26 protein-coding genes and 1 tRNA gene are annotated in these 25,023 nt (G+C 73.9%); 10 read left to right on the forward strand and 17 right to left on the reverse strand.

What is annotated here, in order from left to right; all coding sequences use genetic code 11:
• Positions 1–402: 402 nt before the first annotated feature.
• The 4 genes from MNY60_RS05110 (at position 403) to MNY60_RS05125 (ending at position 4,603) form a co-directional block, all read left to right on the forward strand.
• Positions 403–618: a TIGR04563 family protein gene (locus MNY60_RS05110; protein WP_012097128.1), complete on the forward strand. Its 216-nt coding sequence runs from the start codon at positions 403–405 to the stop codon at positions 616–618.
• A 135-nt stretch (positions 619–753) separates the two neighbouring features.
• Positions 754–2,112 carry a hypothetical protein gene (locus MNY60_RS05115; protein ID WP_242355503.1) on the forward strand — a complete coding sequence of 453 codons (1,359 nt, stop codon included), beginning with the start codon at positions 754–756 and terminating at the stop codon, positions 2,110–2,112.
• A gap of 324 nt (positions 2,113–2,436) precedes the next feature.
• Positions 2,437–3,804: an ammonium transporter gene (locus tag MNY60_RS05120; protein WP_255821266.1), complete on the forward strand. Its 1,368-nt coding sequence runs from the start codon at positions 2,437–2,439 to the stop codon at positions 3,802–3,804.
• Positions 3,805–3,844: 40 nt separating this feature from the next.
• The gene (locus MNY60_RS05125; RefSeq protein ID WP_242338049.1) at positions 3,845–4,603 is read left to right on the forward strand and encodes a hypothetical protein; all 759 of its coding nucleotides are present in this window, start codon (positions 3,845–3,847) and stop codon (positions 4,601–4,603) included.
• 150 nt (positions 4,604–4,753) lie between these two features.
• On the opposite strand, the gene MNY60_RS05130 is transcribed toward MNY60_RS05125, so the two are convergent.
• The 14 genes from MNY60_RS05130 to MNY60_RS05195 all read right to left on the reverse strand — a co-directional run bounded on the left by MNY60_RS05130 (position 4,754) and on the right by MNY60_RS05195 (position 18,270).
• Positions 4,754–5,242: a PilZ domain-containing protein gene (locus MNY60_RS05130; RefSeq protein ID WP_242338051.1), complete on the reverse strand. Its 489-nt coding sequence runs from the start codon at positions 5,240–5,242 to the stop codon at positions 4,754–4,756.
• A gap of 10 nt (positions 5,243–5,252) precedes the next feature.
• Positions 5,253–5,525 (reverse strand): HU family DNA-binding protein, encoded by a 273-nt coding sequence (locus MNY60_RS05135; protein ID WP_242338053.1) that lies wholly within the window; start codon positions 5,523–5,525, stop codon positions 5,253–5,255.
• Between the two features lie 139 nt (positions 5,526–5,664).
• Positions 5,665–6,483, reverse strand: coding sequence for a 3-keto-5-aminohexanoate cleavage protein (locus MNY60_RS05140; RefSeq protein ID WP_242360121.1), 819 nt, complete (start codon positions 6,481–6,483; stop codon positions 5,665–5,667).
• A 71-nt stretch (positions 6,484–6,554) separates the two neighbouring features.
• Positions 6,555–6,953 carry a hotdog domain-containing protein gene (locus tag MNY60_RS05145; RefSeq protein WP_242338057.1) on the reverse strand — a complete coding sequence of 133 codons (399 nt, stop codon included), beginning with the start codon at positions 6,951–6,953 and terminating at the stop codon, positions 6,555–6,557.
• The gene (locus MNY60_RS05150) at positions 6,953–7,720 is read right to left on the reverse strand and encodes an OAM dimerization domain-containing protein (RefSeq protein ID WP_242338058.1); all 768 of its coding nucleotides are present in this window, start codon (positions 7,718–7,720) and stop codon (positions 6,953–6,955) included. Before MNY60_RS05150 ends, MNY60_RS05145 begins: the two co-directional genes overlap by 1 nt.
• Entirely contained in the window at positions 7,717–8,265 is a 549-nt protein-coding gene (locus MNY60_RS05155) for a hypothetical protein (RefSeq protein ID WP_242338060.1), read from the reverse strand. The genes MNY60_RS05150 and MNY60_RS05155 overlap by 4 nt, the downstream gene beginning before the upstream one ends.
• A complete protein-coding gene (locus tag MNY60_RS05160; protein ID WP_242338062.1) occupies positions 8,262–9,833 on the reverse strand; it encodes a lysine 5,6-aminomutase subunit alpha in 1,572 nt (523 codons plus the stop codon). Before MNY60_RS05160 ends, MNY60_RS05155 begins: the two co-directional genes overlap by 4 nt.
• A 62-nt stretch (positions 9,834–9,895) precedes the next feature.
• Positions 9,896–11,263 (reverse strand): MiaB/RimO family radical SAM methylthiotransferase, encoded by a 1,368-nt coding sequence (locus MNY60_RS05165; RefSeq protein ID WP_242360122.1) that lies wholly within the window; start codon positions 11,261–11,263, stop codon positions 9,896–9,898.
• Positions 11,247–12,296: a tRNA 2-thiouridine(34) synthase MnmA gene (gene mnmA, locus MNY60_RS05170; protein WP_242338066.1), complete on the reverse strand. Its 1,050-nt coding sequence runs from the start codon at positions 12,294–12,296 to the stop codon at positions 11,247–11,249. The genes MNY60_RS05165 and mnmA overlap by 17 nt, the downstream gene beginning before the upstream one ends.
• A 47-nt stretch (positions 12,297–12,343) precedes the next feature.
• Complete coding sequence (locus tag MNY60_RS05175) at positions 12,344–13,600, reverse strand: hybrid sensor histidine kinase/response regulator (protein WP_242338068.1); 1,257 nt, start codon at positions 13,598–13,600, stop codon at positions 12,344–12,346.
• 19 nt (positions 13,601–13,619) lie between these two features.
• The gene (locus MNY60_RS05180) at positions 13,620–14,930 is read right to left on the reverse strand and encodes a CCA tRNA nucleotidyltransferase (protein ID WP_242338070.1); all 1,311 of its coding nucleotides are present in this window, start codon (positions 14,928–14,930) and stop codon (positions 13,620–13,622) included.
• Between the two features lie 2 nt (positions 14,931–14,932).
• Complete coding sequence (locus tag MNY60_RS05185) at positions 14,933–15,229, reverse strand: hypothetical protein (protein ID WP_242338072.1); 297 nt, start codon at positions 15,227–15,229, stop codon at positions 14,933–14,935.
• 267 nt (positions 15,230–15,496) lie between these two features.
• Positions 15,497–15,934 (reverse strand): CBS domain-containing protein, encoded by a 438-nt coding sequence (locus MNY60_RS05190; RefSeq protein ID WP_242338074.1) that lies wholly within the window; start codon positions 15,932–15,934, stop codon positions 15,497–15,499.
• A gap of 365 nt (positions 15,935–16,299) precedes the next feature.
• Complete coding sequence (locus tag MNY60_RS05195; protein ID WP_242338077.1) at positions 16,300–18,270, reverse strand: PxKF domain-containing protein; 1,971 nt, start codon at positions 18,268–18,270, stop codon at positions 16,300–16,302.
• A gap of 477 nt (positions 18,271–18,747) precedes the next feature.
• Between MNY60_RS05195 and MNY60_RS05200 the strand changes: the two genes are divergently transcribed.
• Positions 18,748–18,972, forward strand: coding sequence for a hypothetical protein (locus MNY60_RS05200; protein WP_242356109.1), 225 nt, complete (start codon positions 18,748–18,750; stop codon positions 18,970–18,972).
• On the opposite strand, the gene MNY60_RS05205 is transcribed toward MNY60_RS05200, so the two are convergent.
• On the reverse strand, positions 18,949–19,863 hold the full coding sequence (locus MNY60_RS05205; RefSeq protein ID WP_308197115.1) for a transposase: 915 nt from the start codon (positions 19,861–19,863) through the stop codon (positions 18,949–18,951). The two genes, MNY60_RS05200 and MNY60_RS05205, sit on opposite strands and share 24 nt — an antisense overlap.
• Positions 19,864–19,941: 78 nt before the next feature.
• On the opposite strand from MNY60_RS05205, the gene MNY60_RS05210 reads away from it, so the two are divergent.
• Entirely contained in the window at positions 19,942–20,454 is a 513-nt protein-coding gene (locus tag MNY60_RS05210; RefSeq protein ID WP_242356112.1) for a GNAT family N-acetyltransferase, read from the forward strand.
• Positions 20,455–20,569: 115 nt separating this feature from the next.
• On the opposite strand, the gene MNY60_RS05215 is transcribed toward MNY60_RS05210, so the two are convergent.
• A tRNA-Arg gene (locus MNY60_RS05215) sits at positions 20,570–20,643 on the reverse strand.
• A 62-nt stretch (positions 20,644–20,705) separates the two neighbouring features.
• Entirely contained in the window at positions 20,706–21,989 is a 1,284-nt protein-coding gene (gene chrA, locus MNY60_RS05220) for a chromate efflux transporter (RefSeq protein WP_242356114.1), read from the reverse strand.
• Positions 21,990–22,134: 145 nt separating this feature from the next.
• Between chrA and MNY60_RS05225 the strand changes: the two genes are divergently transcribed.
• From MNY60_RS05225 to MNY60_RS05240, 4 genes are all read left to right on the forward strand, one after another.
• Entirely contained in the window at positions 22,135–22,782 is a 648-nt protein-coding gene (locus MNY60_RS05225) for a methyltransferase domain-containing protein (protein WP_242360125.1), read from the forward strand.
• Between the two features lie 17 nt (positions 22,783–22,799).
• A complete protein-coding gene (locus MNY60_RS05230; protein ID WP_242360126.1) occupies positions 22,800–24,152 on the forward strand; it encodes a radical SAM/SPASM domain-containing protein in 1,353 nt (450 codons plus the stop codon).
• A 141-nt stretch (positions 24,153–24,293) separates the two neighbouring features.
• Complete coding sequence (locus MNY60_RS05235) at positions 24,294–24,479, forward strand: hypothetical protein (RefSeq protein ID WP_242338085.1); 186 nt, start codon at positions 24,294–24,296, stop codon at positions 24,477–24,479.
• A 207-nt stretch (positions 24,480–24,686) separates the two neighbouring features.
• Complete coding sequence (locus tag MNY60_RS05240; protein WP_242338087.1) at positions 24,687–25,022, forward strand: co-chaperone YbbN; 336 nt, start codon at positions 24,687–24,689, stop codon at positions 25,020–25,022.
• Position 25,023: the final 1 nt, after the last annotated feature.

Consider the following 25,023-nt stretch of genomic DNA (forward strand, 5'->3'; position numbering starts at 1 on the left):
GGAGGCACACCGCGCAGGCCCGCGACAGGATTGCGATTTCTGAGCGGGAATGCGATGTTGGGTGCCAGGCGTTGACGTCGGCAGGGCGTGAGACAACTTACAGGCGCTGGGCCTAGGGGTCCCCCCCCTCCCCCTCTGGGCCCACGGAGAGCCGGCAGCAATGCCGGCTCTCCTCTTTTTCCCGGCAGACTTCGCTCGCACCCGCGCCGCGCACACCCTGCGCGAACCACGCACATGCGTTCCGCTCAGCGTCAAGGCCGTCCATCCGCGGTGACGTGGAGCGCCTCATCCAGCGGTTCCACGCTCCGTCCGCCCTACCTCCCCGGCCGAGGTGGACGAGCGCTTGACCCCAGGCGCGGGCCAGCGTACAAGGTCGCGGTTGTCCCACAGCACGGAGTACCGATGCCCGGCACTGACAAGCGCAAGCAGTCCCTGTACTTCCCCGAGGACATGCTGAACGAGATCCAGGCTGAGGCGAACCGGCAGGACCGTTCGCTGTCGTGGATCGTCCAGCAGGCCTGGCGCATCGCCCGGGGCGAGATCATGCGGTTCCCCTCCGTCAACGACGTGCTGTCTGGCGTTGCGCGCGAGGACGAGCGCGAGGAGAAGGGCGGGTAACCACACCCGTTCCGCTCTCTCGCCGGACAGTTACGACGCGCCCGCGCCGGGATTCCGGCTCGGGCGCGATCCGTTTTTTGGCCCTGGCGGGTCGAGGGCGCTACCCTTCGCGGGTCGCCTGCCCTCCCTGCTCCGATGCCCAGATCTCCGCTCATCGACCCTTCCGAAGCGTCCGACGAACCGCTCTCGAGCGAGAGCTTTCACGAGCTCCCTCCGGAGCTCGATGACGAGGAGTTCGACGCCGTCGACGTGCCGACCGGGGACGAGCCCCTGCGCTCCGCCCGCGTGCCGCGGCGGAAGCTGCTCCTTGCCGGCGCCGTCGTCGCAGTCCTGACGCTCCTCGCGGGCGGGCTCCTCGGCTACCGCACCCACCACCGACGGGCCGTGCTGCAGGACGGGCTCGCGCGCGCCGACACCCTGCTGCGACTCGACACCGCAGCCGGCTACCGGGGCGCCGCGACGCTGCTCGAGCCCCTCGCCCAGCTCGATCCCCTCGACGCCGGCGGGGCGCGGGCGTTCGCGCTCGCGATGCTCGCGACCGATTACCGCGACGCCTCGGCGGGGCGCACGGCGGAGCTCCTGCTCGTGGAGCCCATGCGGGCCGACGAGGTCCCGCCGCGGGCGAGCCTCGCGGCCGCGGCCCTCGCGCTCGGACGGCGGGAGGCGGGGGACGCGATGACGGCGGCGGTCCGCGCCGGCGCGCTGCCCGAGGCGCGCGTGATCTCCGGGCGGATCGCCCTGCTCGCCGGCAACATCGCCGCCGCCGTGGAGCCGGTCCAGTCGGCCGCCGAGGCCGGCGCGCCCGCCGCCCTCGCGCTCCGCGGCGACATCCTTCGCCGCACGCGCCGCGATCTCGGCGCCGCCCGCGCGTCCTACGGGGCGGCGCTCTCCGCGTCCCCGATGCACCCCCGCGCCGCCTTCGGGCTCGCGAAGCTCGCGCTCGCCGGACACGCCACGGACGGCGAGGCCGCGACCGCGCTGCGACGCGTCCTCGAGGATCGTGAGCGGACTCCCGGACCCGAGCGTGGCCGCGCCGCGCTCCACCTCGCGGCGCTGCGCCTGCGGGCCGGGGATCGCGCCGGCGCAGACGCGGCGCTCGACGCCGCCGCGCTCGACGCGAGCTCGCGGAGCTGGGCGGAGCGTGCCGCCGCCGTCGAGGCGGCGCAGCGCGGGCCCTACCGCGCGGTGGAGGGCGCGCCCGCGGGGATCCGCAGCGCCAGCGACGACGACCCGCCCGTGCTCCCCGCCGTGGCGCCCGCCCCGCCTCCCCCGCCCCCCGCCGTGGCTCCCGCTCGCCCCGCGCCGAAGCCTTCCGCCAAGGCCCCCGCGGCGAAGGCGAAGACGGCGACCGCGAAGCGCCCAGCCGTGAAGCCCGCCGCGAAGGCGAAGGCGGCGGCCGCCAAGAAGAAGTCCGGCGCCGCCCCGGCGAAGCGCGCGAAGAGCGCCGCTCCCGTGAAGCGGCCCACGAGCCGCACGGCCTCGACGCGGCGCTGAGGCGAGACCGTCGGGGGAGCTCGCTCCCGCGGCGAGGCGCGCCCCGGGGGCTTCTCCGGCGGCGCCAGCGTCCGACCTCACCCTGAGTGAGTACCGCCCGCGCGTCGCGCCGGCGCGCCGCGGCCGCGCGCCCGCCTGCCTGGGCGGTGTCAGCGTCGCCCGCCCGTGCACGACCGCGCGGCAGGGCGTGCCTCGGGCCCGGGCAGCGCCTGCCCCAGACCCGCGGGAATGCGCGCTTCGCAGGCGTTTCTCCGCCGGCATGTCGGCTGCAGAGCGACCCGTCCGGACTCACTCACCCCTGCCCCCCGCCCACCGGAGGACACCTTGAGAAAGCTGCTGCTGTTCGCCATCGCCGCCACGCTGCCCGCCGCCGCCTTCGCGGCCGACCGGGTCGACACCGGCGACACCGCGCTCGTGCTCGTCAGCGCCGGCCTCGTGATGCTCATGACCCCCGGGCTCGCCTTCTTCTACGGCGGGCTCGTCCGCTCCAAGAACGTCGTCCACACCATGAACCTGTCGATCGTGGTGATGGGCATCGCGGGCGTCATCTGGGCGCTCGTGGGCTACAGCCTCGCCTTCTCCCCGGGAGGCGCGCTCGACAAGGTGGTCGGCGGTCTCGGCTGGCTCGGGCTGCGCGGCGTCGGCGACGCGCCCGAGGCGTCGCTCGCGGCGACCGTCCCGCACTCGGCCTTCATGCTGTTCCAGGCGATGTTCGCGGTGATCACCCCCGCGCTCATCTCCGGCGCGATCGTCGAGCGCGTCCGGATGAAGGCGTACATCCTGTTCGTCGCGCTCTGGAGCCTCGTCGTCTACGCGCCGGTCGCGCACTGGGTCTGGGCGCCGGGCGGCTGGCTGCGCGGCCTCGGCGTGCTCGACTTCGCCGGCGGGACCGTGGTGCACATCAACGCCGCGTCCGCGGCGCTCGTGGGCGCGATCCTCATCGGCAAGCGCCGCGGCCTGCGGATGCCGTCCGTGATGCCGCACAACGTGCCGTTCGCGATCCTCGGCATGGGGCTGCTCTGGTTCGGCTGGCTCGGGTTCAACGGCGGCAGCGCGCTCGCCGCGAACGGCCTCGCCGCCACCGGCTTCGTGAACACGTTCTTCGCCCCGGCGGCCGCGGCGCTGACCTGGGGGCTCCTCGAGCTGTTCCTCTACGGCAAGATGTCCGGCGTCGGGCTCGCCTCCGGCGCGGTCGCGGGCATGGTCGCCATCACGCCCGCCGCGGGGTTCATCCAGCCCGTCTCCAGCCTCCTCATGGGCGGCCTCGCCGCGCTGGCCTCGTTCGGCGCGGTGCGCCTGCGCCCGCGCCTCGGGCTCGACGACTCGCTCGACGTCTTCGCCGTCCACGGGGTCGCCGCGACGCTCGGCGCGCTCCTCACCGGGGCGCTCGCCTCGACCGCCGTGAACTCCGCCGGCGCCGACGGCAGCCTCGCCCTCGTCGGGAAGCAGGCGCTCGGCGTGGCGGTGACGATGATCTACTCGGGAGTCCTCTCGTTCGGGCTCTTCAAGCTCGTCGCGCTCGTCACGCCGCTGCGCGCCGACGAGCAGGACGAGTGGACCGGCCTCGATCAGGCCGAGGCCGGCGAGCGCGGGTACATCTCGACCGATCTCGAGTCGTCGTCGGGCGCCGCCAGCCCTCACCACGCGCCGCCGATCGCGGCTCCCCAGCCCGCGGGCACCACCGCGGCGTAGTCCCGTCGCAGCTCCCACACACCCCGGAGACAGATCCTCGATGAAGACCGTCCTGAAGGCGCTCGTCCTCACCGCGCTCGTCGTCGCCGCCCCCGCTGCCCTGGCCACGCCCTCCACCGTGTTCTGGAGCCCGGCGACGACCTACGTGCAGCCGTACCTCGTGCCGCACCTCACGTACGACACGTACTTCGCCGAGCGCGGCGCCTACCAGATCGACACCGGCCTCACGCTCGGCGTGCTGCCGTTCGAGAAGCTGCAGGGCGAGATCGGGTTCGATCTGTTCTACCCGGGGTTCACGAAGAACGGGTTCCTCCTCAACGCGAAGCTCGCCGTGCCGGAGGGCGCGCTCGGCGCCGTCGCGCCGGGGCTGTCCTTCGGGATCCAGAGCCTCGGGTTCGAGAAGGACGTGAACGACTACGACATCCTGCACGCGACGGCGTCGAAGACGTTCCCCGTCGTCGGGACGCTCGCGGTCGGCGGGTACTACGGCCTCAACGACAAGCTGCTCGTGGACGAGAACGGCGGCAAGGAGAACGCCGGCTTCATGGCGAGCTGGACGGGGCCGGAGCTCAAGATCGGCGCGCCCGGCCTGCAGAAGATCGTCCCCTCGGCCGACGTGATGACCGGGAAGAGCGCGCTCGGCGCGGTGGGCGCGGGCGCCGCGTTCTACTTCACGCCGTCCGTGGCGCTGCTCACCGGGCCGGTGTTCTTCCTCAACTCGAAGGTGCAGCCGGGCGGCAGCGACTGGATGTGGTCGTTCCAGCTCGACGCCGACATCGAGCTCCTGGCGAAGCGCTGAGCCGCAGCGGGTGGGCCGCAGCGGTCCCGCGGGGTGTCTCCGGCGACGGGGGCGCCCCGCGGTCTTTTCTGGGACCAGCGGGCCGTCGAGAGGAGCCGCCCGGCCGCGTCCCGACGTGCGGCCCGGACGGCGCCGCGAAGCGACGGCCAGCTACGGCGCGAGCTGCGCGAGCAGCGTGTCGAACACGAACAGCTCGACGCGCTCGCGCTCCTCGGGCGAGAGCCCGATCATCTGGAACGAGACGCGGACGTTGCCCGCGTTCGGCTTCGCGTCGGTGACGCGCGCGTGGCCGGAGAGCGCCTCGGCGCCGGGCAGCCGCAGCGAGAAGCGGGCCTCGTCGCCGAGCGGCGGCGCCTTCGCGAGGAGGCAGGAGAAGCCCCCGGTCGAGAGGTCGAGCGTGATGGCGCGCTCACGCGAGGTGAGGAGATCGAGATCGAGCTGGAGGGCGCGCGCGACGCGGATCGCCTGGCGCGGCGGCTGCCCCTGGGCGACCGTGAGCCGCTGCGCCGCGAGGAGGGCGCGCGCGAGCTCGTCGCGGCCGGCGTGGTAGTCGTCCCGCTCGATCCCCACGAGCGTGCCCTTGCGGGCCTTCTCGTGCAGGGTCCGGAACGCGGAGAGCCAGGCGGCGAGGGTCGTCACGAGAGGCTCCTCAGAGCGACTTCTTGAGCTCGGGCGCCGGCTTGAAGCCGACGGTCTTGGTGGGGGCGATGCGGATCTCGGCGCCCGTGCGCGGGTTGCGACCGACGCGGCCGGCGCGCTTCTTCACGGCGAAGGTGCCGAAGCCGGGCATCGTGAACCGCTTGTCCTTGCGGATGCCCTTCGCGAGGTGCTCGAAGAGCGTGTCCACGAGCAGGCCCACCTGGCGCCGCGAGAGATCGCCGTGAGCCGCCTGCACCTTCTCGATGAGCTCCGCCTTCGTCATGCGTTTCCCCGGGAGAGGGAGCGGAAGCTAGCCTCGGCCCCGCGGGTCGGTCAAGCGACGCGCCGGCTTGACACGCGACGCCCCGCCCGCGCCGCCGGAGCGAGCGCGGCCCGCGGCCGGGCCCTCCCCGGGCGGCACCTCAGGCGATGCCGAGGATGCGCCGCGCCTCCGCCGGCGTCGCGAGCTCGCGCCCGGCGCGCGCGGCCAGGTCCACCGCGAGCGACACGAGCGCGTCCGAGCCCTTCGCGAGGACGCCCTTCGCGGCGTACAGGTTGTCCTCCAGGCCGACGCGCACGTGGCCGCCCAGCGCGAGCGCGAGCTCGGCCATGGGCAGCTGGAACCGCCCCACGCCGGCGATGCTCCAGTGGGTGGGCTCCGGCAGCCCCTCGAGCAGGAACCGGACGTTGCGCTCGCTCGCGGACATGCCGCCCGGCACGCCGAGCACGAACTGCACGTGATAGGGCGCGGCGAGGTGGCCCTTCTCGAGGAGCCAGCGGAGCGTGTCGAGCATCCCCGCGTCGTAGACCTCGCACTCCGGGACGAGGCGACGCTCGCGCAGCCGCCCGGCGATCCGGACGATGTCGGGCCGCGCGTTCTGGAAGACCTCGTCCCCGAAGTTCATCGTGCCGAGGTTGAGGGTGCCCATCTCGGCGCCGTCCACGAGCGAGCCGAGCCGCTCGTCCACGGACATGCCGACCGCGCCGCCGGTGGAGCACTGGATCACGACGTCGCTGCCCGCCTGACGGATGCGGTCGATGATCTCGCGGAAGTGCTCGGGCCGCTGCGAGGCGCGGCCGTCCGGCCAGCGCGCGTGCAGGTGGACCGCCGCGGCGCCGGCGCGCCAAGCGTCCACGGCGGCCCGCGCGATCTCGGCGGGCGTGTAGGGCACGGCGGGGTTCTGCTCGCGCGTCACCTCTGCGCCGACCACGGCGGCGGTGACGATCACCTTCTCGGCCATCGTGGCTCCTCCTACCGCAACGGGCCGCGCCCTCGCCCGTTCATGACGGATGTCGCCGGATCAACGCACCTCTACCTCGGGAACCGCTGCTTGTCCTTGGGGACGACGCAGGTGCCGGTCGCCCGGCAGACCACCACCGGCGGCGCGAGCACCTCGGCGGCGCTGTCGGACAGGTCCGGGCGAGGCGAGACGACCTTCCGCGCCTCGAACCGCATCGCGCGCGAGGTGTTCCCCGCCTTCACGATCTCGCCCTCGGCCTCGACGTAGTCGCCGGCGTGGACGGGCGCGAGGAACTCGACCGCGTCGTACGCGCGGAACAGCCCCTCGTCGCCGTCGTGGCGGATGAGGAGCTCCGTCGCCACGTCGCCGAAGAGCGCGAGCATCCGCGCGCCGTCGACGAGCGCGCCGCCGTAGTGCGCGTCCGCCTGGGACATGCGCAGCCGGAGGGTCACCTTCTCGTGCAGCGGCATCAGTGCATCTCCTTGCCCATGCGCTTCAGCACCGCGCCGACGATGAAGTTCGCCACCTCCGACGGCCTCGTGCCCGGGCCGAAGCCGGCGTCGTAGCCGAGCTCGACGGCGAGGCGGTGATCGATGCGCGGCCCGCCCAGGATCGCCGTCACCCGGCCGCGGATCCCGAGCCGCTCGAGCTCGCGGAGGAGCTGCCGCGCGTTCTCCTTGTGGACGTCGCGCTGGGTCACCACCTGCGAGACAAGCACCGCGTCCGCCTCCCGCTCCTTGCAGACACGCGCGAGCTGGGCGTTCTCCACCTGCGCGCCGAGGTTCGCCGCCTCGAAGCAGGCGTAGCGCTCGAGCCCGTAGTCGCCGGCGAAGCCCTTCATGTTCATGATCGCGTCGATCCCGACCGCGTGCGCGTCGGAGCCGGTGCACGCGCCGATGACCACCATCCGCCGCCCGACCTCGCGCAGCGCGTACTCGTTCAGCTCGTCGAAGCCCTTCTTCCGGACGACCACCTCGGGGACGGAGAGCGCGGCGTAGTCCACCGAGACCGAGGTCCGGCCGTAGACGACGAAGAAGGTGTACTGCTCCGCCGCCGGCTCCATCGAGGCGACGTGCACCTGGTCCATCCCCATCTTGCGGGCGAGCTCGGCCGCGGCCTCCCGCGCGCGCTCCCCCGGCGGCACGGGCAGGACGAACGAGAGCTGCACGACGCCGTCGTCGCGGCGGTCGCCGTAGGGCCGGACGATCTGCCCGGGCTCCCAGTCGCGCGGCCTCACGCCTGCCCTCCGATCTTCGCGCTCTGCACGAGCGTGCGGTACGCCTCCACCGCCTCGGCGGCCGCGGGCGAGCGCGCGGTGAAGAAGAGCTGGTACTGGGTGCCGCCGTCGCAGGCCGCGTACGCCCAGACGTGCCAGCCGCCGGAGTCGCCCTCGAGCGTGACGGCGCTGACGCCGGCGAGGCGGGTCGGGTGCCGGCGCACGCGCTCGAGCGCCGCTCCGCGCTTCAGGAACTCCTCGGCGCCGGCGAGGCAGGCCTGCTCGTCGGCGTAGCTCGTGCCCGGCGTCGAGATCTCCATCCGCGCGCTGCCGTCCGGCGCCTCGAGGGTGAGGTGCTGCTCGCCGCCGGACGCCCCCCAGGCCGCGGGCGCCTCGAAGCGGAGGGCGTGGACCGAGTAGACGAGCCAGCCGTCCCTCCCGCTCGGCACGCCCCTCGGCGCGGGCGAGAGCGCCTGGCGGACGGTGGCGCACCCGGAGAGCGTCGCGACGGCGACGCAGAGGACGAGGGCGGCGCGGGTGGCGCGCGGAAACGCGGAGTGGCTCATCTCGCCTCCATGATCTCGAGGAACGGGTTGAAGTAGCGGGGGCCGCGCTCGAGGACGCCGGCGAGCCCCTTGCCGCCGTCCTCCTCGCGCGCGACGTCGCCGAAGCGCGCCTTCCCGATGGCCCGGAAGAGCCCGTCGCGGGCGACCTCCTCGAGGAGCGCCAGCGCCTCGCGGAGCGTCTCCTGGGCGCGGCGCTGCACCATGCCGTCGGGGCGGAACGTGATCTCCGCGCCCATCGAGCGCCAGGCCCGGTAGACGTAGTCGGCGCTCTTCAGCGCGACGTAGCGATCCATGAGGAAGGGGTTGTGCATCGCCTCGGTCATCATGCCGAGGAGCTGGATCCCCTGCCCCGTCACGTAGCCCACGACGTCCGCCATGACGTCGTACGCGTGGCTGAAGAAGATGTCGCCCTGCTTGTGCTTCGTGGGCGGCATGTACTTGATGGGCGCCTCCGGGAAGAGGGTGCGGACGAGGAGCGCCTGCGCGAACTCGCGGGCGACGGTGTCCTCGCGCGCCGGATCGATCTCGAAGGAGTGGCCGAGGCCGATGAGCCGGTCGGGGAGGCCGGCGCGGTGGGCGAAGCTCTCGTTCACGAACTGGGAGGCGATGACGGTGTGCGCCGCCTCGTCCGCGTCCGCGGTGGTGATGTAGTTGTCCTCGCCGGTGTTGATGACGACGTCCGCGAGCGCGCAGATGCGGCGCGAGAAGTACTGATCGCAGAGCGTCCGCTTCATGTTGATGTCGCGGAAGAGGATGCCGTACATCGCGTCGTTGAGCAGCATGTCGAGCCGCTCCCACGCCGCGGCGAACGCGATCTCCGGCATGCAGAGCCCGGAGGAGTAGTTCGTGAGGTGCACGTAGCGCCTGAGGCGGCGCGACTCGTCGTCGAGCGCCTCGCGCATGATGCGGAAGTTCTCCTGCGTCGCGTACGTGCCGCCGTACCCCTCGGTCGTGGCGCCGTGCGGCACGTAGTCGAGGAGCGACTGCGCCGTCGAGCGGATCACCGCGATGACGTCGGCGCCGGACTGGGCCGCCGCGAGGGCCTGCTCCACGTCGTCGTGGATGTTGCCGGTCGCGACGATGAGGTACTTGTGGGGCCGCGGGCCGACGCCCAGCTCGTCCCTGAGCGCGTCGCGCCGGCGGACGCGGGCGCGGAGCTCGTCCACGTTCGCGCGCGCCTCGCGGCGCATCTCCTCGAGCATCGCCCGCTCCTCCGCCTCGGGGAGCGGCTCGGGGCTCGAGGGCAGCGCCACGAGCCGCTCGACGACACCCATCGGATCGGTCGCGCCGCGCCGCAGCGCGTAGCCCATCCAGTAGGCCGCGCCGCGCCCGAGGAGCCGCTTCTCGTGGAGCGCGTCCACCGCGAGGTTCACGAGCGGCACGCCGCGCGGGCCGGCGTCGTGCAGGCCGTAGAGGCGCAGCACCGTGCGCTCGATCGAGACGGTCGAGTGGCGGCCCACGAACTCCAGCACCTGGGCGGTGACCTGGTCGGCGAGCGCGCGGCAGCGGTCGACGACGGCGCGATCGAGCGGGAGGTCCGGGACTTGGCGGCCGTCGGGGAGCAGCATGGCGCATGGATTAGGCCGGACGGCCCACGAGGGCAAGGTTCCGGCCGGGCCTCGGCGGGGCGTCACGAAGAGCGCGGAGGTGGGTCCGTCCGGACGCCCCCGCAGACCTCCCCGTCGTCGCCGCGGACCCGGACGCGGACGAGGGCGCCGCGCGCGTCGCCTGCCGCCGGATCGGCCGCCCACCGCACCGTCGCGTACTCGCGCGAGGTGCCCCGCGCGACGCCGTCCTCCACCCGCTCGACCACGACCTCCAGCTCCCGGCCGCGCAGGCCGCCGAGGAAGGCCCGCCACCGGCGGTCGGACAGGGCGATGAGCTCCCGCGCGCGGGCCCGAGCGACCGCCGCGGGCGCTGCGCCGGGGAGCGCCGCGGCGTCCGTGCCGGGCCGCGGCGAGAACGGGAAGACGTGGAGATACGCGAGCGGGAGCGCCTCGACGAGCGCGACGGTGGCGCGGTGGTCCGCGTCGGTCTCGCCGGGGAAGCCGGTGAGGACGTCGGCGCCGAGGCACGCGCCGGGGAGGCGCGCGGCCGCCTCGAGCACGGCGCGGCGGTAGCCGTCTGCGCGGTACGGCCGGCGCATGGCGGCGAGGACGCGATCCGAGCCGCTCTGGAGCGGCAGGTGAAGGTGCGCGCACAGTGAAGGAGTCACCTCGGGGTCGGCGAGGAGCTCCTGCGGGACCTCCAGCGGCTCGATCGAGGAGAGGCGGAGCCGCGCCGCGAGCCCACCGTGGACGGCCGCGCGGACGAGCTCCGCGAGCGAGGAGCGCGGGGAGAGATCGCGGCCGTACGCGCCGAGGTGGACGCCGGTGAGGACGAGCTCGGGGTTGCGCGCGCCGAGCAGCGCCAGCCGGCGGAGCGCCTCGTCGAGCGGGAGGGAGCGCGAGCCGCCGCGCGCGAGCGGCACGACGCAGTAGCTGCAGCGCGCGTCGCAGCCGTCCTGGATCTTGACGAACGGGCGGGTGTGACGGGCGCGGACGAGCGGCGCGTTCCCCCACTCCGCCGCGAGGGCCGCGGCGGCCTCCCCCACCCGCTCGCCGGGCGCCCCCGGCGCGACGGCGCCCGGGCCGCGCGCGACCAGCCGGGCGACCGTGCCCGCGACCTCCGCCTGCGAGCGCGCCCCGATCACCGCCGCGACCCCGGGCAGCGCGGCGAGCACCTCGGGACGGACCTGCGCGTAGCACCCCGCGGCGACGATGGCCGCCCCCGGGTGATCGCGCGCGGCCCGGCGGATCGCCTGACGGGCGGCCGCGTCGGCGTCGGCCGTGATGGTGCAGGTGTTCACCACGACCACGTCGGCGCGCTCGCCGGCGCGCGCGACCGAGAGGCCGTCCCCGAGCGCGCTCGCGAGGGCGTCCGCGTCGGCCCGGCTCACGCGGCAGCCGAGCGCGATGATCGCCACCCGCGGGCGGAGCGGCTCAGACGATGCGTCCACCGCCGAGCACCTCGTCGCCGCCGTAGAAGACCGCCGCCTGGCCCGGCGCGACCCCGCGGACGGGCCGCGCGAGCCGGACCTCCGCCCCGCCGCCCGACGGCGTCACCGTCCCGAGCTCGCCCTCGTGGCGGTGGCGGATCTTCACGCGCGCGGAGAGCGCGCCCGGCGGCGGCGCGCCCGCGACCCAGCGCACCTCCGCGACCTCGAAGCGATCGCGAGACGCCTCCTCGGAGCTGCCCACCACGACCCGCGCGGCCTCCGGCTCGAGGCGCACGACGTAGCGCGGCGCGGGGCCGGCGATCCCGAGCCCGCGCCGCTGGCCGACCGTGAAGCGGTGCACGCCGTCGTGCCGCCCGAGCACCTCGCCCGCGGTGGAGACGATCTCCCCCGCCCGCACCTCCCCAGGCGCGCGGAGCGCGACGAAGTCGCCGGCGTCGCCCTGCGTCACGAAGCAGATCTCCTGCGACTCCGCCTTCCCGGCGTTGGGGAGCCCCGCCCGCGCCGCGGCGGCGCGGACGTCGCGCTTCGCGAGGTCGCCGACCGGGAAGAGCACGTCGCGCAGCGCGTCCTGGCCGAGGCCGTAGAGGAAGTAGGTCTGGTCCTTCGCCGGATCGCCCGCGGTGCAGAGCGCGAGGCGGCCGCCGCGCCGCTCGACGCGCGCGTAGTGGCCGGTGGCGAGCTTCGCGCCGAGGGCGCGCGCGCGGGCGAGCAGCCAGTCGAACTTCACGTCCGAGTTGCACGCCACGCACGGGTTCGGGGTGCGGCCCTCGACGTAGTCGCGCACGAAGGGATCGATGACCCGCTCGCGGAAGCGCGCCTCCACGTTGGCGACGTAGAACGGGATGCCGAGCCGGCGGGCCGCGGCCCGCGCGTCCTCCAGATCGTCGGGGGCGCAGCAGGACCGGCCGCGCCGGGCGTCCGAGTAGTCGGCGACGCGCATGGACACGCCGATGACCTCGTGCCCCTCGGCGACGAGGAGCGCGGCGGCGGTGGAGGAGTCGACTCCCCCGGAGAGGGCGACGAGGACGCGCATCGGTCGAGAGGCCTCGGCGGGCGGTGTACCCGCCTCCGGCCGCCGGATCAAGCGAGGGTGGCGGCGGGCGTGGTGCTGCCGGTCGCGGGCCGATCGGCCGGCCGCACCGGGATCTCGAGCACGAACTTCGAGCCGGTGAACTGCCGCGTGAGGGAGCCGGGCTGGGTGCGCGGCGGACTCTCCACCCAGACGCGCCCGCCGTGCGCCTCGGCGATGCGGCGGGCCACCGGCAGGCCGAGGCCCGAGCCCGGCGCGCGCGCGTCGTCCCGCCCGCGCGCGTGCGCGTGGTGGAGCGGCTCGAAGATCCGCTCCTGCTCGCCGCCGCGGATGCCCGGCCCCTGGTCGTACACGGTGTAGCGAACCTTGCCTGGGGGGCGCGTGACCTCTACCAGCACCTCGCCGCCGTGGGGCGAGAACTTCACCGCGTTCGACACGAGGTTCGCCACGGCCTGGCGGAGCTTGCGCGGATCGGCGATCACCACCCCGCCTCCGCCGTGCGCGACCACGACGTGCAGCCGCGCGTCGCGGATCATCGAGCGCTGCTCCGCGACGGCGTCGTCGGCGAGCTGGTCCGGATCCACCGGTCCCTCGAGGACGGGTGCCTGGCCGGCCTCCAGGCTCGCGAAGTCGGAGAGGTTGTCGACGATGCGGGTGAGGCGGGTCACCGACTGGATCATCGAGTCGACGATCCGGCGCTGCTGCGGCGACATGGGCCCGAGCTTCTCGGACGAGAGGATGCGCAGGTAGCCGGCGAGCGGCGTGAGGGGGGTCGAGAGCTCGTGGGCGAGGTTGTGCATGAACGCGCTCTTCAGCGCGTCCGCCTCGACGAGCCGGGCGTTCGCCCGCCGGGAGCCGCTGACGGCGGACTCGAGGTGCGAGGCCATGAGGCCGGACAGCGCGCGCAGCCGCTCTCGCTCGCCCTCCGCGGGGAGCCGCTCGCGCTTGCCCGCGAGGAACTCGCGGACCTCCTCGGAGAGCGTCCCGTCGAGGCGGTCGCGCTCGAGGAAGCCGTCCGCGCCCGCCGCGAGCGCGACGTCGTGATCGTCGCGCGACTCGCCCACCGCGACGATGGGGACCTCCTCGAGCGCCTTCTCGCGCTTGAGGCGCGCGGCGAGCTCGAACCCCTCGAGGTCCGGCAGGTGGACGTCGGCGAGGATGAGGTCGGGCCGGGACGTGAGGGCGCGCTCGATGCCCTCGAGCCCGGAGGCGCTCGTGTCGACGGCGTAACCGTCCTGCTCCAGGCGGGACTTCACCCGCGCCCGGACGTCGGCGTCTCCCTCGATGCACAGCACGCGGCGCGGCATGTCGTTCGCCCCGCCTGCATTATAAGCTTCGGCCTTCCGCGTCCCACCATCGACGGAGCGCGACGGTGAGCCGCTCCTCGTCGTTCTCCTCGGGGTGCTCGAGCACCCTTTCGAGCAGGTGACGGAGCGCCTCGCCGACGTGCGGTCCCGGAGCGGCGCCCAGGATCCGCATCACCGCGCGCCCGTCGAGCGCGAGCTCCTGCGGCGTGAGCGGATCCCCGGCGCGCCGGATGTGGGCGATCGTCTCGGTGAGCGCCTCGAGCTCCCGCTGCGCAGGCTCCGCCTCGTCGGGGGCGAGCGCTGCGGCCTCGGCGCGGGCGAGGTCGAGGAGGGGCGCGGCGCGCGCGGGCCCTGCCGCGGCGAGCCAGCGCCTGACCTCCGCGGCCGCCGCCGGGAGCGCGTGCCCCCGCCCTGCGAGCCGGCAAGCGTGCGCGCGCACGAGCGCCGCCGTGTCGTCTGAGATCCGCCGCGACAGGCGCAGGTGCAGGAGCGTGCGTCCGACGTCGCCGGCCGGCAGCGTGTGCAGGAGCGCGGCGAGCCGGAGCGCCGGCTCGGCGGGCGTCGCGGCGAGGACCGCGACCGCGTGGCTCACCTCCGGGGCCGGGCGGGCGGCGAGCGCCGGGAGGACCGTCTCGAGGAGGCCGGTGGTGCGCATGAGCTCGACCGCCCGGGCCGCGTCGGGCGCGACGACGAGCCGCGTGAGCTCGTCGGCGATGCGCTCCAGGGAGACCTTGCGGACGACGGGCAGCGCGCCGGGGATGGCGGCCTGGGTCGCGGGGTCGAGCTCGTAGCCGAGCTGGGCGGCGAAGCGGACCGCCCGCATCGGGCGCAGGCCGTCCTCGCCGAAGCGGGCGACCGGATCCCCGACCGCGCGGACGAGCCGCCGCCGGAGGTCGGCCTCGCCGCCGAACGGATCGCGCAGCTCGCCGGCGAGCGGGTCGAAGGCGAGGGCGTTCATGGTGAAGTCGCGGCGCGCGAGGTCGGCCTCGAGGTCCTCGTGGAAGGTCACCGACTCGGGCCGGCGGCCGTCCGTGTACGCGCCCTCGCCGCGGAAGGTCGTCACCTCGATCGGCTCGCCGCCCACGAGCACGGTCACCGTGCCGTGCTCGATGCCGGTCGGGATGACCTTGGGGAAGAGCGCCGCGACCTCGTCCGGCCGCGCGGGGGTCGCGACGTCGAAGTCGTTCGCGTCGCGGCCGTGATGGAGGAGGAGATCCCTGACCGCGCCGCCGACGAGCCACGACCGGTGTCCCGCCGCGCCGAGCCGGCGGAGGACGTGGAGGACGGGCTCCGGGAACGTCGCGCGCGCGAGGGCGTCCGGGAGCGGCATCGTCAGTGCGTCAGGCCGCGCTCCTGCTCCGCGCGGTCCAGGAGCCGGAAGTAGAGCCGGATGAGGGCGAGCCGCGCGTCGGGCGCGAGCCCCTCGACCGCGAGGCGGGCGACCTCCAGCGGATCGCGGCAGATCGAGAGGAGCACCTCGCCCACCTCGTCGGCGTCCTCGCGGGCGACCGCGCGATCCGCGACGGCGAACGCCTCCCGGATCTGGTCCGCGTCGAACAGCAGGTGGTGGCCGCGGAGGCCTTCCTGGATGCGGAGGGACAGGTGTCCCGGCGCGAGCTTGTCGTCCATCGGCGTCCCCCTCCCCGCTGCGCCGCCACCATGCCGCCCCGCGTGGGCGCGTGCAAGCGGAGAAGCGCGGGCGCGCCCGGTGGTATCGGGCGGTTCCGCGCGGGTACGCAGGGGCTCGGCTCGCTCGCCGGGAGATTCCGCCGACGCCGGAGCGGCACACTCGCCGAACCGAGCGCCGCGTCGGGGAGCTGAGACGGCCGACCTCCCCCTCGGAGCGCGAGCCGGGCCGGCGCAGGGCGCCCCCGCCCCCGCGCCGCCGTCCGCGCGCTACGACGCGTGCGGCTGGGAGATCTCGCGCGACGCGACCTCGCGCAGCGTGCGCCCCGCGACCTCCTCGTCCTCCTCCTCGGCGATGTCCGACAGGCTGATGACGCCCTGCAACCTGCCCTCCTCGTCGCAGACCATGATGCGGGACTTGCGGTGCTCGCGCATGAGGCGCTCGGCGTCACGCAGGTCGTCGCCGATCTTGCAGCTCACGACCTCGGGGGTCATGACGTCCTCGAGCTTCGCATCCAGCAGGCGCCCCTCGGCGAGGATCCGGAGCGCGAGATCGCGATCCGTGATGGTGCCGACGGGCTCGTCCGCCTCGTTGCAGACCGGCACGAAGCCGATGTTCTCCTCCTTCATGAGGCGCGCGCAGTCACGCGCCGTGTCGTCAGGCCGGCAGCACATCGCCGACTTCATCACCGTCTCCACCCTGGCCATCGGATCCTCCTCGCCCTCGCTCCTCGGGCGCTTCACGACTGTCTCCCGCACGGGACGTTGCGGCGTGCGCGCCGGCCCTGCAACGTGCCGGCGCGAGTGAGCGCGCGGTGGGGCGCGCGTCCTCCGCACGTCCGGCAGCGCGCCGGCCGGCGGCCGTCTGCCGGGCTCATCCGCCGCCGTCCGGGACACCGCGCCGGGCGAGCTGGCGGCGGCACGGAGCCAGGGCGCTCCCGGGAGCGCGGGAGGGTCCTGCGGCTCGCCCTCGAGCAACCTGCCCAGCGCGTCGAGATCGGGCGGCTTCGCCAGGTGCGCACGTCCAGAAGCGCCCGCGCCGGCAGCGCGGGCGCCGGACGGAGGGCCGCGGCTCACCTCAGCTTGAAGTTCGCGCTCCGCGTCGAGCCGTCCGCGAGGACGAGGTCGAGACGCCAGCAGGTGCCGGGCAGCTTCGGCGTCTGCCAGTTCAGCACGTACTGCGCCGCGGTGAAGTCGTAGCGGAGCGCCGTGCCGCCGGTGGTCGTGAGCTCGATCTGCGACTCGAGCGAGGTGAGCGCGGCGCAGGCGATGCTCTGGACCTTCGTGCTCTTCAGGTCGACGGCCGAGAGGTCGGTGATCTCGACCCCGCCCTGCCCCTGCAGCTTCCACTTCACCGGCACCGTGGCGCCGTTCTTCACGGCGTTCACGAGCGGGAGGTCGTCCACCGGCTGGAAGAAGCCGAGGAACGCGAACTGGACGGTCACGGTGAACGTCTTCGGCGTCGCCGCGTTCCCGCGGGAATCGCTCGCGGTGCAGGACACGGTCGTCGTGCCGGGGGCGAAGGTGCTCCCGGACTGCGGCGTGCAGCTCGCCGTCACGGCGCCGTCGACGAGGTCGGTCGCGGAGGCGGCGAACGACACCGGCGCACCCTGCGCGCTCGTCGCGAGCGTCGTGAGATCGCCGGGGACTGTGACGGCGGGCGGGGTCGTGTCCCGGACCGTCACCGTGAACGTCTTCGGGCCGCTCCCGTTGCCGTGCGCGTCGGTCGCCGTGCAGGAGACCGTGGTCGTCCCGAGCGCGAACGTGCTGCCGGAGGCGGGCGTGCACACGGGCGTCACGGCGCCGTCGACGAGATCCGACGCGGAGGCGCCGAACGTCACCGCGGCGCCCGCGGCGCTCGTCGCCTCCTCCGTGAGGCTCGCCGGGACGGTCACGTCCGGCGGCGTCGTGTCGACGATCGACGCGGTGAAGCTCGCTCCCGTCCTGTTCCCTGCCTTGTCCGACGCCGCGCACTGCACGACGCTATCCCCGAGCGGGAACGTCGTGCCGGATTGCGGGACGCACACGGCCGGCACCTCACCGTCGAAGGCGTCGTCGCCTTTGATCGAGAAGACGACGGTCGCCCCGGAGGCCGAGGTGGCCTCACGCGTGATGTTCGGCGGGTTCAGCACCGGCGCGGTCACGTCCTTCACGACGACCTCGCAGCTGTCGGTGCTGAACAGGCTGCCGTTGTCGGTGACCTTCAGCTCGAACGTCATCGTGTCGCCATGGCCCACCGTGAGCCGGGGCGCATCGAAGGCGAGCGCGGGGTACGACAGCGCCTCCGCCGCGAGGTTCGCGTCCGGGCCGCCCGAGGTCTGGCGCCAGGCGTACGAGGCGATGCCGTCGTCGGGATCCGTGGAGGGCTTCGAGGGAGATGCGCCGTCCAGCAGGATCGAGGCGCCCTCGTTCACGGGGGACGTGCACACGGCGTTCGCGACCGGCGGGTCGTTCACCCACTTGACCGTGACGACCACCTCCGCCGAGCTCGAGAGCGAGCCGTCGGAGACCGTGAGCCGGTACGTGAAGCTGGCGCCGCCGGGGTAAGGCACCGGGGGCGCCGCGAGCTCGACCGCCGCCGTCGTCCCGACCTGCTCGACGCTCCCCGCGACGACCCGCTCCCAGCGGTAGGTCAGCGGATCACCGTCGGGATCGCTCGAGCCGCGGCCGTCGAGGAGGAACAGGTCACCTTCGTTCACGGACGACGGGGCGCTCGCCGCGGCGAGCGGCGGGCTGTTGACGTCCGTGATGGTGACCGTCGTCGTCGCGGTCTGGGTCTGGAGCGGGTCGCAGCCCCTCACGGTCACGGTGAAGTGGAGGGTGGTGCCCGCCGCCCGGACGTTGGGAGCGGTGAAGGTCGGCTTCGCGGCGCCGGGATCGCTCAGGACGACGGCGTATGCGTCGTTCGCGTCCTGAGCCCACGAGTACGCGACCGCCTTCGGCTGTGACGGCTCCGCGTTGAGCGTGACCGTAGTCGGAACGAACGTTCCACCCGAGATCGCCCCCTCCGTCACGGACTGATCGCCGGACGTCCTGGCAGTCACCTCGCATCGGGGCGCGCCGGCTCCGAGCGCAGGAGCCGCCGCGAGCGCGCCGATCAGTGCCGAAGCGAGCCAGAGAACCCTTCGAGAACAGAGCTGCATTGGGACCCCCACCGAGACGAGCCAATCGATTCGTGCGTGCGGGCAGGCGCCCACCTCTTCGAGTCCAGGGCGACCGTATGGACGCACGCCAGTGGGGGAGAGGCTTGCACCGAGAGCACATGGAACCAAGTCACCTACACGCGGGGTGCCTGGCGGGGGCGTAAGCGCCGCGCCGGCTACCTGAAGCGCCGGCTACCGGGCGACCACCGGAAGGGGCGCTCTTTAACGGACAGTGCGGGCGGGGGTCATGCCCCCGGTACCATCGCCCAGGGGTGAACCGTGAGAGCAACTACTGCGCTGTCACTTTGGCTCGTCGTCGCCGGCTCGTCCGGCTGTGCTGCGTCCCGCGTCGCATCGGCCCACGGCGGAACGACGAGCTTGTCGCCATTCCTCATCAGCGCGGTCAGGTTCGATCACGGCTGTGCGCAGGACCAGATCGTCGAGCTGCGCAAGGCGGGCCCCCAGGCAGACCTCGACGTCTGCGGCTCCGTCCGCCGCTACAAGATGGTCCACCGCGGGGAGAGCTTCGAGACCTGGCTGGACGTCACGGCGCTGTACCCACCCGCGTCGCTCGAGGGGTCAAGACCTTCCACTTCCCACTAGCCGCGCGACCAGCGTCTCCATCCACTCGGCGAGCGGAGCCGGAGGGCGCTCCTGTCGCAGGCGCGAGAGGACCTTCGCGACGTTGCCTTGGCTCATCCCCAACGCAGCCGCGATGTCGCGGTGCGAGAAGACCTGTGCGCGACTCAGCGCCCACACCGCCAGGCGCCGCGCCGGATTCGCGCCGGGCCCCATCTCCCGCTCCTTGACGTCGGCGACCGTGCACCCCGCCACCTGCGCTACCTGCTTCAGCACCTCGCCGATGCTGACCGCGGTCGTCGATGCCCTGCGCGCCGCGCCGACCTGCCGCAGCCGCTCGGTCCGCTCGGCCGTCCGTATCCAGCCGGCCTCGCGATCCAGGCCCTCCGGCCACTGATCCCGGCGCTTGCGCCGCGCTCTGATCGCCTCGCCGATCGCCGCCCTTCCCCCGAAACGTTCAGTGAAGACCTCCGTCCGGAGCCACGCGGGCGCGCGCTCATTGCCCAGGTAGGCGCGCAAGCTCGTCCAGCACGGATCGTCGATGCGAGTGGCGAGCCCCGCGTGGAATGGGTTCAGGTGGATGTAAGCGAAGACGTGTTCCAGGTACGAGTCGTCGTCGACGATCTGGCTTCGAAAGCGCCCGCGAAAGATCGGCCCGTCCCAGCCATGTCGCAGGTTCACGCGCTGCGTGTACGTCGCGTTGACGTGCCTCATGCAACGCGAGAGATTTCCCAGAGGAGTGCGGACGAGCAGGTGATAGTGATTCGGCATCAGCGAATAGCCATGCACCTCGAGCCCGTGATGCTCGACTGCTTCTTCGAGGCTTTGCAGGAACAGCAAGCAGTGATCATCGCGCCGGAAGATCGGCTCGCGCCGTGCTCCCCGGTGCATCACGTGATGCCACGCTCCTGGCATATCGAGACGTCGCGCCCGCGCCACGGGGCGAAGTTACTCTCCGTCGATCATGTGTCAAGTGGCATGTCTTGACCCCCAATGGCCATCCCGACGCTCACTACGGAACGCCTCGTCCTCCGCCCGTTTCGTCTGGACGACCTCGACGCGTACGCCGCGATGAATGCCGACCCGACGGTCATGCGGCACATCGGCGAGGTGCAGGACCGCGCCGCGGCGTTCCGCTCCCTGTGCGCGGCGCTCGGTCACTGGCACCTCCGCGGCTTCGGGCCGTGGGCGATCGAGGAGCGCGCCACCGGCGCATTCGTGGGGCGCGGCGGGCTCGTGCAGTTCGAGCCCTGGACGGACGTGGAGGTCGCCTATGCGCTCGTCCCCTCCGCGTGGGGGAAGGGATACGCCGGCGAGGTGGCGGCGCGGTCGCTGCGCTTTGCGCACGAGGTCGTCGGCGCGCGCCGGGTCGCGAGCCACATCCTCGCCGGGAACGCGGCCGCGATCCGCGTGGCGGAGCGGCTCGGCGCGAGGTACGCAGGCGAGGCGGATGTCCAGGAGGGGGCCACGCCCCTGCGCGTCTACGTCTATCCGGACCCGGACTGAGGGTCGGTCGAGCAACCGGCGTCTGGACCTGGCCGATCATCGGCGCGGGGAGCCCCCGCGAAGCGTCCAGGCGCCCAGCGGTCATGTGTCAAGTGGGATGACTTGACCCCAAAAGTGGCCCCGGCGGGACTCGAACCCACGGCCTACGGTTTAGGAAACCGCCGCTCTATCCAGCTGAGCTACGGGGCCATCGACTACGGGTCGGCGGATATAGCACAGGGGAGGCCGGAACGCCCACGCGCACGTGCCCCTCACACCCCCGCCAGCGTCAGGGCCCAGCGGACGGCCCCGGCGGTGACGAGCACGAGGACGGGGCTCATCCGGAAGCGCGACAGCGTGAGCGTGGTGGCGACGGCGATCCCGACGTCGGCGGGGCCGCGCATCGACGCGCCGAGGGTGACCGCGGCGGCGGCCATGAGCCCCACGACCGCCGGGGTGAGGCCGCGCAGCGCGGCGCGGATCGCCCGCCGCGAGCGCATGCGCAGGAGCCAGCCCCCGAGCACGACCACGAGCGCGAACGGCGCGGCGAAGATCCCGACCGTCGCCACGATCGCGCCGGGGAACCCGCGCGCGACGTAGCCGATGAAGGTCGCCATGAGGAGCACCGGCCCCGGGGTGAGCTTCCCGACGGCGATGGCGTTCCTGAACTGCTGCTCGGTGATCCAGCCCGCGTCCACCACCGTGGCGTGCAGGTGGGGCACGATCGCGAACCCGCCGCCGTATGCGCCGAGCCCGATGCGGAAGAAGAGCGCGCCGATCGCGACGAGGCCGCCGACGCCGGCCTGGGTGAGGAGGCCGAGGGGAGCCACCACGGCGAGCGGAGCGCCCCCGTCCGCGCCGCGCGTCTCGTGCAGCGGCTCGAGCGGCTGACCCTCGTCCGGCAGCGCCACCGGCGGAGACGGCTTGCGGGGCGCCCGGCGGATGCGGGCGAGCCGCGCGCGCTTCAGCATGAGGTCGATGACGAGCCCGGAGGCGATCCCGAGCGCCGCGATCTCGCCGGAGGCCGCCCCGCCGGCGATGCTGAGCAGGAGCGCCACCGCCGCGACGCCCATCTGCCACGGCCGTCCGATCGACGTCCGGACCATGCGCAGCGCGAGCGCCGCCACGATGCCCACCACGGCCGCGTTGAGGCCCGAGAGGACCACCTCCGCGCGCGGCTGCACGCCGAACCGGACGTAGGCCCACGCGAGGGCGAGCGTGAGGAGCGCCCCCGGCAGCACGAAGCCGACGTAAGCCGCGAGCGCCCCGCTCATCCCGCGCAGCCGGAGGCCGACGTGCGCGAGCGCGTTCGCGGCGGCGCCGCCCGGGAGCATCTGCGACACCGTGGTGGTGTTGGCGAACTCCCGCTCCGTCAGCCAGCGGCGGCGATCGACCGCGAGGTGCCCGATCATCCCGAGCACGCTCACCCCGCCGCCGAACCCGATCGTGCCGAGCCACAGCGAGGCGCGGGCGAGCTCCCAGTGGGTGGGGATCGCGCGGGTGGCGGTCGCGGTCCGCTCGCCGCCTCGATGGCCCTCGGTCCTCGCCCTCAGCATCGTCAGGTGTCCGAACGCTGAAACCGGGCGGCGCCGTCCCCTCGTGGTGGCCGCCCTCGACCCGCGTGTGCATACCAGGGTCCTCGTCCCGTCGCCACGAACCTCCGCGCTTCCCGCTGGCTCTCCCGGGAGCGAGACTCCCGACATGCCCCTCCCCGGCGACGCCCCCTCGCACCTCGACCGCGCGCTCGAGGCCCGGTACTCCCCCCTCGCCAGCACGGCGGGCTCGCTCTCCTGCGGGAGCGTGCTCGAGCACGCCGCGCCCGGCGCGGGCGAGACGCTCGTGGATCTCGGCTGCGGCCGCGGGCGCGAGCTCCTGCGCGCGGCCGAGGCCGTGGGCCCCGGCGGCCGCGCGATCGGCGTCGACGCGAACGCGGCGATGATCGCGGCGGCGCGCGAGCTCGCGGGAGGCCTCGCGCAGGTGCGGCTCGTACGCGCGGACCTCGCCGCCGTGACGCTGCCGGACGGCGAGGCCGACGTCGTCGTCTCGAACTGCGCCATCAACCACGCGCCGGACAAGGCCGCCGTGTACCGGGAGGTGCACCGCCTGCTCCGCTCCGGCGGGCGCTTCGTCGTCTCCGACGTCGTCTCGGAGACCGCCCTCCCCGACTCCGTGCGCAACGACCCGGCCGCCTGGGCCGCATGCTACGGGGGCGCCATCCCGGAGGCGGACTACCTCGCCGCCATCGCCGCGGCCGGCCTCGCCGAGGTGAGCGTGCTGCGCCGCACGGCGCCCTACGAGAAGGGCGGCGTGCGCGTCCTCTCGATCACCTTGAAGGGCCGGCGCCCTTAGCGCCGGGGAAGGCCTCGATGCGCCTCTCGCGCTCCACCCTCGTCGCGCCCATCCCCGGCTCCGCCCAGGTGCTCCTGGTGCAGCCGCTCACCGGCCAGGCCGCGCTCGTCGGCGCCGAGGACGCCGCCGCCCTCCGCGCGCTTTACCGGGGCGGGCCGCTCCCCGCGTCGCTGCCCGAGGAGACGCTCCGCGCCGCGGCCTTCGTGGTCGAGTCCGACGACGACGACCGCGCGCTCCTCGCGCGGGCGCGCGCCGACTTCGAGAAGGAGGCCGCGCGGGCGCCGACGCAGCTCATCGTGGTCCCGAGCTTCGGCTGCAACCTCGCGTGCACCTACTGCTACCAGGAGGTCTTCGACCCCTCCGCGGCGACGCTCATGCGGCCGGAGGCGGTCGAGGCGTTCTTCGCCTACGTGGACGCGAACCACGCCGCCGAGACGCCGCGGCCCTACGTGACGCTCTTCGGCGGCGAGCCGCTGCGTGACACGCCCGCGCACCACGAGCGGATCGGACACTTCCTCCGCAGCGCGGGGGAGCGGGGCCTCTCGCTCGCGTTCGTCACGAACGGCCACGATCTCGAGGCCTTCCTCCCCGCGCTCGCCGCGGGCCCGGTCAAGGAGGTGCAGGTCACGCTCGACGGCCCGCGAAAGGTCCACGACGCGCGGCGGCCACACGCGAGCGGGCGAGGCACCTTCGACCGGATCGTGGCGGGCATCGACGCGCTCGTCCGCGCCCGGATCCCCGTGAACCTGCGCGTGGTCGCAGATCGCCAGAACCTGCCCGCGCTTCCGGAGCTCGCCGAGCTCGCGGACGCGAAGGGCTGGCTCGAGCTGCCGGCCTCGCGCTTCAAGACGCAGGTGGGCCGGAACTACGAGCTGTTCGGCTGCGCCTCGCGCCAGCGCCGCGAGGACCTCTTCGATCGCGTCGAGCTCTGGGCCCACTACCTCGAGCTCGCCGAGGCGCACCCGGTGCTCCGCCGCTTCCACCGTCCGCGGTTCCACGGCATCGGCCACCTCGCCGACACGGGCGAGCTGCCGGCGCCGAACTTCGACGCCTGCCCGGCGGCGAAGAAGGAGTGGGCCTTCGGCCCCGACGGGAGCCTGTACGGCTGCACGGCGACCGTCGGCCACCCGGCCCACATGCTCGGCCGCTACTACCCGGTCGTCTCGCGGGACGAGGCCGCGATCGCGCGCTGGCGGTCGCGCAGCACGCTCACGATCCCGGGCTGCGCGGGGTGCGCCTCCGCGCCGGTCTGCGGCGGTGGCTGCGGCGCCATCGCGTGGGATCGGGAGGGGACGCCGCTCGCGCCCGACTGCCGCCCCGTCGTCGAGCTCTACGGGCTGGGCGCGCGGTACTACGGCCTCGATACCTGACCGGGCGGGATGCGGACCGTCCCGGGTCACATCCCGGGGGGCGCCACCCCGCCTGCGACCGCATGTCGCGAACCCCGCGTGCCCTCAGCGGCTCGTACTCAACGGCGTGAGGATCCGACGCACCCGTTCCTGGAGGCGCACATGGTCCCCGCGGCAACGCAGACGGTCCTGCAGCTCTCCCCTAAGGAGCTGCGGATCATGGTCCAGTCGCTCGTGAACTGCCTCGCGACTTGCCAGACACACAAGGTGAAGCCGGACGCACCGTGTGAGGACTGCGACGCCGCTCGCGCCCTGAAGGAGAAGATCGAGTCCCACCTCGCACCCTGAAGGAGAGCGCGATGAAGCTGCTCACCACGCTCAAGAAGCCCACCTGCTGCGCGCCGGAGAAGGTCGCGCAGTGCTGCGCCAAGGCATCCCCGCTCGTCTCGGGCTGCCACGACTGAAGCACCGCGGGGTCCGCCCCGCTCCTTTTCCCACCCTCACCTCCCCCGGCCTCCGGATCCTCCGGACGGGAGAGGTCTGCCTGGAGGTCCGATGGCCGCATCCGTCGAGGAGATCAACGCCGCGCAGTACGAGGAGCGCGTGCTCGGGGCAGAGACCCCGGTCGTGCTCGACTTCTTCTCCACCGAGTGCCCGCCCTGCGAGGCGCTCGCGCCCAAGTTCGAGGCGGTCGCCGAGCAGTTCGCGGGCAGGGCGCGGTTCCTCAAGGTCTTCCGGCAGGGCAACCGCGAGCTCGCGACGCAGCTCGGGGTCACCGGCAGCCCGACCCTCGTCTTCTTCAAGGGCGGGCGCGAGGTGGGGGCGCGCATGACCGGCGAGGACATCAAGCGGTCCGCGCTGAAGTCCGCCGTCGAGGCGCTGCTCACCTGAG

Origin of the sequence: Anaeromyxobacter sp. SG17 (assembly GCF_022690695.1) — a bacterium.
Classification (GTDB): domain Bacteria; phylum Myxococcota; class Myxococcia; order Myxococcales; family Anaeromyxobacteraceae; genus Anaeromyxobacter; species Anaeromyxobacter soli.